Source organism: Halobacillus sp. Nhm2S1, from assembly GCF_019599545.1.
GTDB lineage: Bacteria > Bacillota > Bacilli > Bacillales > Halobacillaceae > Halobacillus.
Genome location: NZ_JAIEZV010000001.1, coordinates 842,769 through 855,249 on the forward strand (window position 1 = coordinate 842,769; position 12,481 = coordinate 855,249).

Below are 12,481 nucleotides of genomic sequence, written 5' to 3' on the forward strand. Positions count from 1 at the left end.
TCTATCCAACTTTTCGATTATCACATCGCCTATTTTTTTAACAATATGAAAAGCCACAGTTGTATGGAAGGATGGATTATTTGCTTCCTTGTATGTATGTACGGACGGACTAACAACTTCACATACAAACTACTAATTATAAAGCGCTGTGCTCATTAATCACGATTTCCTCATTAAATACTCATTTAAACTCGATATCTTGAGTAGTCTGGTTTTGCAGTTTTAAATACCATTAAGTAAAAAATTTGTAAAATCGACAATTTTTTCTTAACAAAAAAAACAGAGCAGAGTAGTATATGAGGTGGACATAGCATTAGGTTATTTTTGTTAGGAGGGAAAGCATGAATGTAAAAACGGTTTATGACCGACTAAATAATGATAAGGTTGTCGGAATGTATTACAAAATTCTAACCGAAATTTTCAAAGGAACGTTGTCGGATGTCATGTTTAACGAGGTGGATTTATTAGAGGAAATTGCCGCAAAAAGAGGATTTTATCTGTCTTATTATAGATTCAGGGAGCATTTAAACAGGCCTTCACAATTAATCATTTTGATTAGGTTCCATTAATTCTTGAAATCAAGTCTCTCTGAGGAATCCTTTATTAGCCTCATAAACTATAAAGAACGCCTCCGAATGAACCCTCCCTTCTGTCCTCACTCTACCATTCACTAGACTACAAACTTCAGCCTCCCTTCCACCATGCTGGCACCAATTCTCTCTATCTAATTGAAAGGACTCTACATACAACCTCTATTCAATATTTTCAACACTATAAAGGAAATTCCCAAGTTCCTTAACTTATGTGCATTTAAGCACCTTTTTCAACCCCTGGATTTCCCAAACACGAATTCAGAATATTATGTTACGTTGAATATGTGTTAAAAATACAGGAGGGATTCAATGAACTGGAAACACACAGTAGCTACATTTGTTTTAGGTACGAGCCTGGTGACTGGCGGAACCATGGTTCACGCAGAGGTTGGAAATAATGGGAACGGGAAAGCAGAAAACCCTGTTTTCATGAAAGAAAACCTGCAAGGGAAAAAAGTCAAGTCTGAAAAGGGAGTCAACGAGTTCTTCAAACAGAACGATGCCCTTTTCCAACTCAACCCAAATAGTGACTTGAAGTTGTTGAAATCCGAAACGGATGATCTTGGGATGACCCACTATACATACCAACGCGTAATTGGTCAGGTTCCCGTAGCGAATGCAAAGTTGGTCGTCCATACCGATCAGGAGGGCCAGGTAACAGCTGTAAACGGGGAATTTCATAAAGATGCTCCAAAGAAGATAAAACAAACGAAGGAAATCAAAAAGAAAGAAGCGCTGGATCTGGCTTGGGAACAAATTGACGCTTCCCGTGAGGAAGCGGATCATGTCCAGAAGAGTTTGAAAGGTGAAGACTTCCAAACGTTGACGGAGAACTCCGATCTAGTCGTTCATTATGAGGATGGAACATACACACTTGCTTATCATGTGGAACTCCAATTCTCCAAACCATACCCTGCCAACTGGCAGATCTACATCAACGCTGAAAATGGAGAGGTCCTTAAATCTATGAACCTTGTTCATGAAGCGACGGGGACAGGCACGGGGGTTCTAGGAGATACGAAGTCTTTAAATACTTATTTCTATAACAATACGTATTATCTTTTTGATACGACAAAACCGATGAGTGGCGTCATTGAGACGTTTGATAACTATGGTGGTGAGTATTACAGCCTGCCTGGTTCTTATGTTACAGACTCCGGAAACACCTTTTACAGCGAGCGTCAAAAGGCTGCAGTCGATGCTCATTACTATGCAGGAGAAGTCTTCGATTATTACTATAATCAATTTGGCCGGGTCAGTTATGACAACCAAGGAGCAGACGTTCGTTCAACCGTCCACTACGGGAGCAATTACAACAATGCGGCTTGGACAGGAAACCAGATGATCTATGGGGATGGGGACGGCTCGACTTTCACCTATCTTTCAGGAGCCGATGATATCGTTGCCCATGAATTGACACACGCTGTAACGGATACGACAGCCGAATTGGTTTATGAAAATCAATCGGGCGCACTGAACGAATCCTTCTCAGACGTCTTTGGATATTTCGTAGATTCAGAGGATTGGTTGATGGGTGAAGATGTGTACACACCAGGGCAGCCAGGAGATGCTTTGCGCTCCATGTCCAACCCGAACGCCTACGATCAGCCTGACCATATGAATGAATACCAGAACCTGCCGAACACAGAAGCCGGCGACTGGGGCGGCGTCCACATCAACAGTGGTATCCCGAACAAAGCCGCTTACTATACGATCAACAGTTTAGGCATTGCACAATCCGAGCAGATCTATTACCGTGCGCTGACCGTGTACTTGACTCCGAACAGCAATTTCACAAATGCCAGGGAAGCATTGGAACAGTCTGCTTTGGACCTTTACGGTACATCTGCAGCGAATGCAGTATCTCAAGCATGGGATAATGTAGGGGTTTATTAAACGAAAACGCACCATTTATCATCTTTCGTGTGGGAAGACCATTGAAAGAGATGACTCACAGCCAAGCGTCTAAGGGAAACCTTAGACGCTTTTTATTTTATCAGCTGTTCTCATCCTCCTCCCCCTTTTTACGTTGGGAAGGGGGAGAACCTCGTGTTAACCTGTTTCACACAATAATTAATAAAAAAAAGGCTCTGTTAAAGTTTAATGTTGATATTTATATAAATCAGGACTTCCATAAAACTGGAAGTCCTGATTGGATTATTGTCTTATTTCACTAACGCACCCGATAGCTTAAAAATTTCAATTTTACGTATTTATAAAAGTAAGAATAGCTAAAACAATCATACCTATTCCTAATACAGAAAAAAGAACTCTAAAAATCCAATAAGGTAATTTACATAATATATGACGGGTGAATATTCCAGCCCAAACTTGATTTTTCCAATCCTGCTTTCCATGATATTCTTTCGTATATCCTTTTGCTGCATAAAATAGAAATAAGCCAACGAGTATGAAAAATATGGGACCGAACCAATGCCACATCTGTAAATATCACCATCCTTGAATGTAATAACGCCGTATTTCTTATGACACTATTCTGCTCCGTTAGTTGTATAAAGAGATACCTTTATACAGTAAACTTAGATAATCTAAATGTATCATAGGTTTCCATACTATTTGATGGCTCCATTATAGAACGTTCGTTTGAACCAATCAAATATCAACAACGAACTTTAACAGAGCCAAAAAAAAATGAAACCAAAAATTAGTCCCCTTCGTAACATAAAAGAAATGTTCCTTGGCTGGAAGCTATAAATTCAGGAGGGGATTAAGATTATAATCAATGTCCTGCTCATTTTAATTAGTGGTGTGTTATTGATGATTGCAGCTAGTGCTGGCTATCACAAGTTTCGTTTAGCAAAAGAACGAGAATTATTTGTCCCTATGGGTAGAATGGTCGAGGTTGATCATCAAATGATGCATGTGTATCAGGAAGGCAGGGGGCATGAGACGCTGGTTTTCATGTCAGGAAATGGCACAAGTTCTCCAGTCATGGATTTTAAATCCCTTTATACACTTTTAAGTGACCATTACAAAATAGTTGTCGTGGAGAAGCAAGGGTACGGGTTGAGTGACATCACCGATAGCCCCCGGGACGTCCACACCATCATGTCACAAACACGGAAAGCACTTGGGGAAGCAGGTATTCGTGCCCCTTATATACTGGTTCCACATTCAGCTTCAGGAATCGAAGCCTTATATTGGGCGCAAAAGCACCCCGAGGAAATAAAGGCGATCATCGGACTGGATATGGCGGTCCCGGCAGCTTATGAAGATCTTAAGATAAATCTACCATTGTTCCGTTTCGCATCATTCTTAGCCAGAATAGGAATGACCAGATGGATCCCCAACGCGTCAGAAAGTTGGGCTATGAAGTGCGGGACGTTGACGGAGAGGGACAAGGAGATAAATCGAGCCATCTTTTATCGAAGAACCGCTACGAAGAATATGTTGAATGAAGTGAAACAGATCCAATCAAATTCTGAGAAGGTTGGATCACTGCCCATACCCGACGTCCCCTTATTATTATTTGCTTCCAACGGTCAGGGAACGGGTTGGAATGAGCAGACTTGGTCTAAAAGACAATCGGAGTTTATCCAGGATGCAAGACAAGGAAAAATGGTAGTTTTAAATGCTTCTCATTCCGTTCACAATATTGACTACCATAAAATTGCAACAGAAACGAAAAAATTCTTAAGTCATGAAGCAGCGATATAAACTTTCTATATTTAATAAAAACTACACCTCAGCTAAAACAGCTGGGGTGTGGTCCAAAAGACAGATAAATACAAAATAAGTTCAGGCATTGCCTTGTCCCTTGATCAACTTTAGGAACTAAGAGGGAAAGTTTAGCCGTTCATAAAATCACTCGTTATACTTTAGGAAGCATTTTTCTGATCACTCTCATCTGCCCTCTATGATTAATCTCATCTTCCAACACATGAAACCAGATGAAATAGTTGTTTGAGGAGTGATGATCCCATATCCTCTCCTCATATAACCAATCATCCGTCCTTTGTGAAAGTTCTTCCAGCGTTCGTTCCCTCACTTTTTCAAGTTTTGAAAGGTAGTATTCCAACGGGTGTCCTTTGATGTCCTCTCTTCCTTTTTCTCCAAGGCTGTAAGCAGCCCCCCATTCCAGCATTTCCTGCTCGCTCGGCGTTCGACCGTCAAAAATTTCGATTTGGAACCCTTTCTCCACGGCTGCGATATGTAACAATAACGCTCCGATACTGTTGCCGTTCTGACTAGTTAAAAAATCCAGTTCAGCAGTGGTAAGTCCTTCTACAGCTTGTCGTGTTGTTTTTCTAGCATAGTTCATTTGGGAGACCAGCAGACCTATTTGCGGGGAGTATCCCTTCAGCGGCTCTACTTTCACTTCCACATCAAACACCCCTTATTCTTAAAACTAACAATCATCGATTCTCTGTTTTTCATCTTTATTAGCCGTGGCCTCATTCCCGAAATAAGCAGCAACGATCGGTTCATTGCTAGCCGTCAGTGGTGGCAGGGAATCAGCAGCGAATACTTCAATTCCCGGAAATCGAAAACACGATTCACTAAATAAACTTCATCCCATTCGGCAGGTGACATGCTGACTTTCGCCCGAATCACTCATTTCCCGAGTAATACCTCCACTTGTCGTTGAAGGCGGTCAAATGGAGAGTTTTGATCTAATTGGATATACAGGCTCTTCAAAAAAGCTTTGGCGTTGTTTCGGAATACTAAATACTGCTCCATAGTGGCGCTGTTTTTATGCTCGTTCCAATCTAAGGAGAGCTCTTTCATGTGATCCTCCACGAGTGTAATATCCAATCCACGGTTCAACATTTCCATGATCGGCGTCAAGATCCTATCCTCTTCCCCATGAATATAGGCATGATCATAGATAAGGACCTTCGACCATAAAGCACGGAAAAGCTCAGGATATGCGTCACTGTCCGTTTTTTCGTTTCTGACAAGTTCATCAACGGCATCAGCCGCATGGGCCATGCTATGAGCCCAGCCTTTCACTTTGACATATCCCCTATAGTCTTCCTCTAACGAGAGGTAACGCAGAAACGCTTCTTTCACTTCGACCACTTTCGTTCCGCTCAAAAAGTCATCTTCCTTATCCCGATACAGTAGCAGAGCCATCAGTAATGAAGTAAAAGCTCTGGTGAACACGGTGTTTGTCCCTCTTTCTCCAATTCCTTTAAAAAGTAAATCCTGCAGACACAGATCCATCATTTCTTCCATCAGCTCCGCTGCCAGCTGATTCTTTTCTACAATCAACTGAGCGAAGATAGAGAAAATCAAATCATCCCGAAGCTCAGCATCCAGCGAGCCGATGTGAGCCATCATCGAGGAGATGACCTCCTGTTCATGAACCTCGGTCCATGGAATCTCTCCCGCTTTCACTCCTGATAAAATCCTCTTCAATTGCTCTTCATTCAAAGGTGCAGCTTTTACATGGATCATCAAACGTCCCCTTTTCTGACTAGGTACTCTTATGAATCATAAAAAGTCATATGAGGTTTAGCCTCTTTGTAATAGTCGATCCGATCCTTCCTTGTTCCTGTGTGGAATTCGAACTTATGACCATCTGGATCCGTAAAATAGATGGATCGCTTATCCCTCTCGTCACGCTCCCGCCCCGGAAGAATATTCACTCTGAGTCTGATCAGTTCATCATAGGCGTCATCAAAGTCACTTTCTTTGATCGTGAAGGCTATATGCGTATAGGAAGAGGCCCTGTCATCTCTGGCTATATCCTTTTCTTCATTTAATGCGAGCCACATCCCCTTCAGATCAAAGTAGGCGGTCGTCTTTCCTCTGACCAGTAACTCGGCGCCGAAAACGTTTTCGTAAAAAGGGATGGATGTATCTAAGTCAGATACCGAGAAAAGAAAGTGATTGAGGCCTTGGACCTCCATTTCAGCACCTCCTTCAAAAGTTATTAGGTGGGACAACGTGCAGCCGTTACCCTTTCAAGCTTCTTCTTTCCAAGCGTCCAACCTTTCTGTTTCCACCCTCTCACATGATGGATTCATAGATTTCCAGAAGGTTACCGTCGGGGTCCCTGAAGTGAGCGACCTTGATCCCCCAATCCTTCTGCTCCACGGGTTCTGTAATAAACGTCACTTTATCCTTCCACTCCCGATACGTCTCCATTACGTTGTCCACTCTTAAAATAAGCACCGCTCTGTCGTCCCTTGTGCCATTCTCTGTATAAACATTCCCAAGTGCTTCCACCATCTGCTTCCGTTCAAAGACGCCAAGCGTCACCCCTTGGAATGCAAAATCGGCATAGTTGGAGTTCTCATCTCCCCACGTCACTTCGAAACCGAGCGTGTCCCGGTAAAAGTTAAAACACGTTTGGTAGTCATCGACGAGTAATCGTACATGAGTCAATTCCATATCCATCATCCTTTCTTCATGTTTTCGGTTTGATGAAAAAGGTAATAACAGGAAGTAAACCATTTATGGAGCTGATCAAATGACCCGGAGTCAACAAATCTTTCTTGGACTTGCCCTCGGATTCGCCCTTGTCTTAGGATTCCAACTGGGATTTACGGTTTCCGATCAATGGATCGTCATCATTCTCATTGCTCTGGGATGTGGATTCATTACCCGTTTCGTACTGCAGTGGTTCTTCAAAAGGAGAAATCATGGGTAAGGAGGTATTCATATGGGGAAAAGACTGCTATGGGGATTCACCACAGCTTTAGGATACTTGATCGTTTCATTGATTCTCGGCTATATAATTGTTGGAGAACCCGATGTAAGCCTTATTTTAGGACTGACTTCAGGCGGATTCATTTCCGGGATTACCTACCTGAATCCTCCTCCAAAGAAATGGCGGGAAGGTTAAGGTTTTGTTTCTCTCCATGGACATCCTTCCTCATTATAGTTTAATAGTATATGATTTCCAGTTACACGTCCATGGCACTCCTAACCCTGTCCTCTTATGCTTCGGAGAGCTCCGCTACCCTTCACAATTCTCCCCTTCGGCGTGAATTTCTATTGATAAATATTCCTCCCTCTCTTTATGATGGTGCCTAAACCGCTACACAGCAACTGCACGGGGCTATGGCCCTTTTATAATCAACCCAAATGATAACTTCACAACCCTTGTCATCCCCTAGCCTATATACTCCTGTTTGTTAAGTACGAGGATAGGATGCACTCGTTGCATTCATTTCCCCTAATTCAATGCGGTTTCTATCCGGATCAAGTAAAACCGCAATCGTCCCCCAGTCAAATACACACCGCTCTTCTAAAAAATGGATGCCGCGTTCCTTCAGGTGATGGACTTCTTTGCTGAGATTTTCCACATCGAAACGAAGGACGGTCGGATTATGGATCCTCGTTTTCTCCCCCGGTTGAGCCACCCCACCCTTTTCCACCATCAGATAACCGGTCTGCAGTTCGAAACAGACGAGCGTGTCCTGACTCCTTCTTACAGGTAATTGTAAAAGATTCTGATAGAATTTTACACACTGTTCAAAACGTTCCACAAACAAAATCAAACCGAATTCATCAACGTTCATCCTATTAAACTCCCTTTCCGTCTCAAATAAGGACACTCTTTTATGTTGTGAATAATGTGCCTTGAATGGCACGAATATAGCGTTCAGCAGAATCCCGGACCACTTCATCCGCCCTTGTTTTTACGATGTTATGAAAAGCATTATAAATGCGTTCGAAAGCAAGACCATCAACTATCTCTGCTATTTCCGCGACTTTTGCTGCCGGGAGGGGAATCAAGTTAGGATAGCTGTACATAAAGCTCACCCATTGGTTATCTGCAACGACCTGGATGATATCTCCAGTCATCAGCAACCCTTCTGCACCATTTTCAATGTGCAGGACCGCTCCCCCTTTGAAGTGTCCACCTAAACGATGAAGAGAAAGATTTTCTGAGAGTTTCATAGATTCCCCGTTCCAGAAATGAAGGGACTGGCTTTCTTCCATGACCCATTCCTGGTCATCCGCGTGAAGGTACACGGGAGCATCAAACGTTTCCGCCCAATCGGTCATCCTTGAATAGTAATGCGGATGAGAAATGGCGATCGAATCAATGCCGCCAAGATCGCGAATGACATCCACCGTCTCTTGATCAAGGTAAGTGATGCAGTCCCAAAGCACATTCCGTCCATCTTTTTGGATGAGGTAGGCCGTTTGACCAATCCCTACTTTTGGAGTGGTAGTTATGCTGTACAGTCCTTTTTCCTCTTCTCTGATCAGGTTTTTATAATGTTTTGTCTGAACCAGTTGTTCATGTGTGGCCCATGTCTGTCCCTCAGAGTTTACATACTGCCTCTCTTCGCTGCATATCCCACAACGATCTGGTACTTCTTTTCTTTCCGAATACTGAACACCGCAAGTCTCACAAATATACTTCTCCATGAATCTTCCTCCTTGGATTGTTCCGCTTTTGTTCTATCTTCAGCTTAGCTGGAAAATGAGAAAGAGAGCACCTGCCATGGATGGAAGAATTTCTACAACTTTCGGAGTATAAAAAAAGAGACTCATTACGAGTCTCTCTTCTCATCTTTATTCTTTTGTTTCCAAATCCGACTCCTGCGTGACGAGCTTCAAAGGTACCGGAATCGTATCTTCAACTTCCTCGCCTTGCAGCACATCGGCCCCTGCCTGAACGGCAAGCTTGCCAATTTCCTCTGGCTGCTGAGCAACAGTAGCCGAAAGGTTTCCATTTTGAATACTAGTGATCGCATCATCGTTCCCGTCAAATCCTACGACCAGAACATCCCGACCTGAACTTTGAATAGCCTGGTAGGCTCCGAGCGCCATTTCATCATTGTGAGCGAAAACAGCTTCAATGTCCGGATTTCCCTGGATGATGTTCTCCATCGTAGTCAATCCTTCCGTCCGGTCAAAGTTCGCCGTTTGTTTAGCTACAACATCCAGTTGTTCATCGGCAATGTTATGGAAACCAGCGCCGCGTTCACGTGTCGCGGATGCGCCGGGGACACCTTCTAGTTCAGCTACTTTGGCCCCTTCACCAAGCTGCTCAACCAAATACTCCCCTGCCATTTCGCCGCCTTTTTCGTTATCTGAGCTGACCAATGTCGCAACTTCCCCTTTTTCTGCCGAACGGTCAAGCGTCACGACCGGAATGCCTAAGCTGTTGGCTGACTGAACGGCCGTCGAAATAGCCGAAGAATCGGTAGGGTTGATCAGCAATACATCGACACCTTGCTGGATCAAATCCTCCACGTCATTGATTTGTTTAGCTGCATCATTTTGCGCATCTACAACTACGACTTCCATCCCTTGAGCCGCGGCCTCATTTTCTACCCCTTCTTTCATAGAAACGAAGAATGGGTTATTCAACGTAGATACAGACAGGCCGATTTTAATATCATCCGGATTTTTATCCCCTTTAGGTTTCGCCCATTCCGGTGGCTGCAGCGAGCAGGCACCAAGGAATACCAGGGATAAACTCATCAGTAATACGACTAGCTTTTTCATGTTACCCCTCCTATGCTGCTTTCTTTCGATCGATGAGTACGGCGATGATGATGACGACACCTTTGACCACCATTTGGAAAAAGGACGACACGCCGAGAAGGTTCAAACCGTTGTTCAATGTCCCGATAATCAGGGCACCAATCAATGTGCCGATAATCAAACCACGTCCGCCGGAAAGGCTTGTCCCGCCAAGAACAACAGCAGCGATCGCATCTAGTTCGTACGATGTACCCGCTGTCGGCTGCGCCGAGTTCAATCGTGATGTAAGGATAGCCCCGGCAAGTGCTGAAAGCAGACCAGCAAGAGAATAGACCAGCACTTTGATCCGAGAAACTTTGATACCTGAGATAAGGGCAGCCTTCTCGTTTCCTCCAATGGCATACGTTTTACGGCCGAATGGGGTTTTATGCAAAATCACCCATAGGACAGCAAAAGCAAGCAGCATCGTAATCGCTGGAACCGGAATTCCAAGGAAATATCCTCTTCCGAACAGTTGGAAAGCATAGCTGTCGCCAAGCCCGGTAATCGGGTTCCCATCTGTATAAACAAGTGTCAATCCGCGGAACATCGTCATCGTTGCAAGTGTCGCGATGAACGGAGCCATTTTCCCTTTGGTAATAAGAAGACCGTTAACCGCTCCCATGAGTGCTCCAAGCAAACATCCAATCAATATCGCTAAAATCGGATCCACACCTGAGACCATCATTCCGGCCATCAAGGCACTGGATAAGGCAAGAATCGACCCGACGGATAAATCGATGCCCCCGGTTAAGATGACGAATGTCATTCCATAGGCAATCAGAGCATTGATCGCGACTTGTCTTAATAGATTCAATAAGTTCAAGGGTTCAAGAAAACTAGGGTTAATAATAGAAACTGTCGCCATCAATACAAGTAAACCAACGAATGGCCCTAACTTCTGCATCACGTTTCCGACATGATTCGTTTTTTTGATTGCATTAATCATTGACTTTACCTCCTGTTGCCAGTGTCATAATTTTTTCCTGATCGGCTTCGTCTTTGGAAAGTTCCCCAGCAATGGTTCCTTCATGGACGACGAGAACACGATCACTCATTCCCAAAACTTCCGGCAGCTCAGAAGAAACCATGATGATGGCTACTCCTCTGTCTGTCAGTTCATTCATCAATTGATAAATCTCCCGTTTCGCACCAACATCGACACCCCGAGTGGGCTCATCCAAGATAAGAACTTTCGGACCGATCCCGATCCATTTGGCAATGACAACCTTTTGCTGGTTTCCACCGGATAAATTCTTTGCTTCTGTTTTGGCAGATTCGGTTTTGATCGTCAGCCTTTTGATCAGCATATCGACAAATTCGCGTTCGCGTTTTTCTCCAATGAGTCCTTTGTCTGTGAAACTGTACAAACTCGGAAGCGCAATGTTGTCCTGAATCGGGAAATCAAGAACGAGTCCCTCTTCTTTTCGGTCTTCCGTAATGAAACCGAGGCCGAGCTTGACCGCCTGACTCGGGCTTTTCACCGTCACTTTTTCTCCATTGATGAAAATGTCGCCTTGATACTTGCCATCCAAACCGAAGATGGTCCGCATGATTTCCGTACGCCCTGCACCCATTAACCCCGCCACACCGACGATTTCACCTGAACGGGCACGAAAGCTTACATTCTCGAAGAGACCTTTCCTCGTAAGATTTTTCACTTCCAACACAGCTTCTCCAGGCTTTGCATCTCTCGCAGGAAAACGATCGGTCAGTTCACGACCGACCATCTTCCGGACGACATCATCAAAATTCGTTTCAGGGATCGGTGTGGTATCCACCGTCTGCCCATCACGCATGACCGTGATCGTATCACAGATCGTGAAGATCTCCTCCATCCGGTGAGAGATGTAAACAATGGATACGCCGGATTTTTTCAAGGAGCGAATGACTTCAAAAAGTTTCTCTATTTCCCTGTCCGTCAAAGCGGCTGTCGGCTCGTCCATGATGATGACTTTGGCATCTGTCATGAGTGCTTTAGCAATCTCGATCATCTGCTGTTCACCGACCGAACACTGCCCTGCTTCTTTATGGAGTGGGATTGAAATGGACAGCTTCTCAAACTGCTCATTCGCAATCGCTTTCATTTTATTCGTTTGAATGAGACCGAAAAGTGTAACCGGTTCCTTATTGATGAATAAATTCTCCAGCACCGTCATATCCGGCCACACATTCAACTCCTGGTGGATGAAAGCAATGCCGAATTCTTCCGCTTCCTTTGGGTTGGCAAACGTTTTTTCCTTGCCATCGATTTCGATTGTACCTTTGTCCTTCTTATGAAGCCCTGTCAGGATATTCATGAGCGTAGATTTACCTGCTCCGTTTTCGCCCATCAGGGCATGAACTTCTCCGTCTTTTATGTGAATATCAACGCCTTCAAGGACTTTATTCTTACCGAAAGCTTTATGAATCTCGTTCATACGGATTTCCAT

General features: G+C 44.0%; 14 protein-coding genes. 5 read left to right on the forward strand and 9 right to left on the reverse strand.

Features of this window, described 5'->3' with window-relative positions:
- Positions 1-341: 341 nt before the first annotated feature.
- From K2225_RS04255 to K2225_RS04265, 3 genes are all read left to right on the forward strand, one after another.
- A complete protein-coding gene (locus K2225_RS04255) occupies positions 342-569 on the forward strand; it encodes a hypothetical protein (RefSeq protein ID WP_220583621.1) in 228 nt (75 codons plus the stop codon).
- Between the two features lie 333 nt (positions 570-902).
- A complete protein-coding gene (locus K2225_RS04260; RefSeq protein WP_220583622.1) occupies positions 903-2,489 on the forward strand; it encodes a M4 family metallopeptidase in 1,587 nt (528 codons plus the stop codon).
- 882 nt (positions 2,490-3,371) lie between these two features.
- Positions 3,372-4,271, forward strand: a complete 900-nt coding sequence (locus K2225_RS04265) for an alpha/beta fold hydrolase (protein WP_255574196.1) — start codon at positions 3,372-3,374, stop codon at positions 4,269-4,271.
- A 154-nt stretch (positions 4,272-4,425) separates the two neighbouring features.
- Here K2225_RS04265 and K2225_RS04270 read toward each other — a convergent pair whose 3' ends face one another.
- The 4 genes from K2225_RS04270 to K2225_RS04285 form a co-directional block, all read right to left on the reverse strand.
- Positions 4,426-4,938 carry a DinB family protein gene (locus K2225_RS04270; protein WP_370632703.1) on the reverse strand — a complete coding sequence of 171 codons (513 nt, stop codon included), beginning with the start codon at positions 4,936-4,938 and terminating at the stop codon, positions 4,426-4,428.
- A 230-nt stretch (positions 4,939-5,168) separates the two neighbouring features.
- Positions 5,169-6,014 (reverse strand): DUF2785 domain-containing protein, encoded by an 846-nt coding sequence (locus K2225_RS04275; protein ID WP_220583623.1) that lies wholly within the window; start codon positions 6,012-6,014, stop codon positions 5,169-5,171.
- A 29-nt stretch (positions 6,015-6,043) separates the two neighbouring features.
- Positions 6,044-6,469: a metallothiol transferase FosB gene (gene fosB, locus K2225_RS04280; protein ID WP_220583624.1), complete on the reverse strand. Its 426-nt coding sequence runs from the start codon at positions 6,467-6,469 to the stop codon at positions 6,044-6,046.
- 100 nt (positions 6,470-6,569) lie between these two features.
- A complete protein-coding gene (locus K2225_RS04285) occupies positions 6,570-6,953 on the reverse strand; it encodes a VOC family protein (protein ID WP_220583625.1) in 384 nt (127 codons plus the stop codon).
- A gap of 79 nt (positions 6,954-7,032) precedes the next feature.
- On the opposite strand from K2225_RS04285, the gene K2225_RS04290 reads away from it, so the two are divergent.
- Both K2225_RS04290 and K2225_RS04295 read left to right on the forward strand, forming a co-directional pair.
- A complete protein-coding gene (locus K2225_RS04290; protein WP_146813715.1) occupies positions 7,033-7,212 on the forward strand; it encodes a hypothetical protein in 180 nt (59 codons plus the stop codon).
- Positions 7,213-7,224: 12 nt separating this feature from the next.
- Positions 7,225-7,407: a hypothetical protein gene (locus K2225_RS04295; protein WP_220583626.1), complete on the forward strand. Its 183-nt coding sequence runs from the start codon at positions 7,225-7,227 to the stop codon at positions 7,405-7,407.
- Between the two features lie 292 nt (positions 7,408-7,699).
- Here the strand turns inward: K2225_RS04295 and K2225_RS04300 are convergent, their stop codons facing one another.
- From K2225_RS04300 to K2225_RS04320, 5 genes are all read right to left on the reverse strand, one after another.
- Complete coding sequence (locus K2225_RS04300) at positions 7,700-8,086, reverse strand: VOC family protein (protein WP_220583627.1); 387 nt, start codon at positions 8,084-8,086, stop codon at positions 7,700-7,702.
- 40 nt (positions 8,087-8,126) lie between these two features.
- Positions 8,127-8,945 (reverse strand): MBL fold metallo-hydrolase, encoded by an 819-nt coding sequence (locus tag K2225_RS04305; RefSeq protein ID WP_220583628.1) that lies wholly within the window; start codon positions 8,943-8,945, stop codon positions 8,127-8,129.
- Between the two features lie 147 nt (positions 8,946-9,092).
- Positions 9,093-10,031 carry a ribose ABC transporter substrate-binding protein RbsB gene (gene rbsB, locus K2225_RS04310; RefSeq protein ID WP_220583629.1) on the reverse strand — a complete coding sequence of 313 codons (939 nt, stop codon included), beginning with the start codon at positions 10,029-10,031 and terminating at the stop codon, positions 9,093-9,095.
- Between the two features lie 10 nt (positions 10,032-10,041).
- Complete coding sequence (rbsC, locus tag K2225_RS04315; protein ID WP_220583630.1) at positions 10,042-10,998, reverse strand: ABC transporter permease subunit; 957 nt, start codon at positions 10,996-10,998, stop codon at positions 10,042-10,044.
- Positions 10,991-12,481, reverse strand: a complete 1,491-nt coding sequence (locus tag K2225_RS04320) for a sugar ABC transporter ATP-binding protein (RefSeq protein ID WP_220583631.1) — start codon at positions 12,479-12,481, stop codon at positions 10,991-10,993. The genes rbsC and K2225_RS04320 overlap by 8 nt, the downstream gene beginning before the upstream one ends.

What these genes read in the sequence shown, in the direction of transcription:
- K2225_RS04255 (WP_220583621.1), top strand. Translation starts at nt 342, where the DNA reads ATGAATGTAAAAACGGTTTATGACCGACTAAATAATGATAAGGTTGTC.
- K2225_RS04260 (WP_220583622.1), top strand. Translation starts at nt 903, where the DNA reads ATGAACTGGAAACACACAGTAGCTACATTTGTTTTAGGTACGAGCCTG.
- K2225_RS04265 (WP_255574196.1), top strand. Translation starts at nt 3,372, where the DNA reads ATGATTGCAGCTAGTGCTGGCTATCACAAGTTTCGTTTAGCAAAAGAA.
- K2225_RS04275 (WP_220583623.1), bottom strand. Translation starts at nt 6,014, where the DNA reads ATGATCCATGTAAAAGCTGCACCTTTGAATGAAGAGCAATTGAAGAGG.
- fosB (WP_220583624.1), bottom strand. Translation starts at nt 6,469, where the DNA reads ATGGAGGTCCAAGGCCTCAATCACTTTCTTTTCTCGGTATCTGACTTA.
- K2225_RS04285 (WP_220583625.1), bottom strand. Translation starts at nt 6,953, where the DNA reads ATGGAATTGACTCATGTACGATTACTCGTCGATGACTACCAAACGTGT.
- K2225_RS04290 (WP_146813715.1), top strand. Translation starts at nt 7,033, where the DNA reads ATGACCCGGAGTCAACAAATCTTTCTTGGACTTGCCCTCGGATTCGCC.
- K2225_RS04295 (WP_220583626.1), top strand. Translation starts at nt 7,225, where the DNA reads ATGGGGAAAAGACTGCTATGGGGATTCACCACAGCTTTAGGATACTTG.
- K2225_RS04300 (WP_220583627.1), bottom strand. Translation starts at nt 8,086, where the DNA reads ATGAACGTTGATGAATTCGGTTTGATTTTGTTTGTGGAACGTTTTGAA.
- K2225_RS04305 (WP_220583628.1), bottom strand. Translation starts at nt 8,945, where the DNA reads ATGGAGAAGTATATTTGTGAGACTTGCGGTGTTCAGTATTCGGAAAGA.
- rbsB (WP_220583629.1), bottom strand. Translation starts at nt 10,031, where the DNA reads ATGAAAAAGCTAGTCGTATTACTGATGAGTTTATCCCTGGTATTCCTT.
- rbsC (WP_220583630.1), bottom strand. Translation starts at nt 10,998, where the DNA reads ATGATTAATGCAATCAAAAAAACGAATCATGTCGGAAACGTGATGCAG.
- K2225_RS04320 (WP_220583631.1), bottom strand. Translation starts at nt 12,481, where the DNA reads ATGGAAATCCGTATGAACGAGATTCATAAAGCTTTCGGTAAGAATAAA.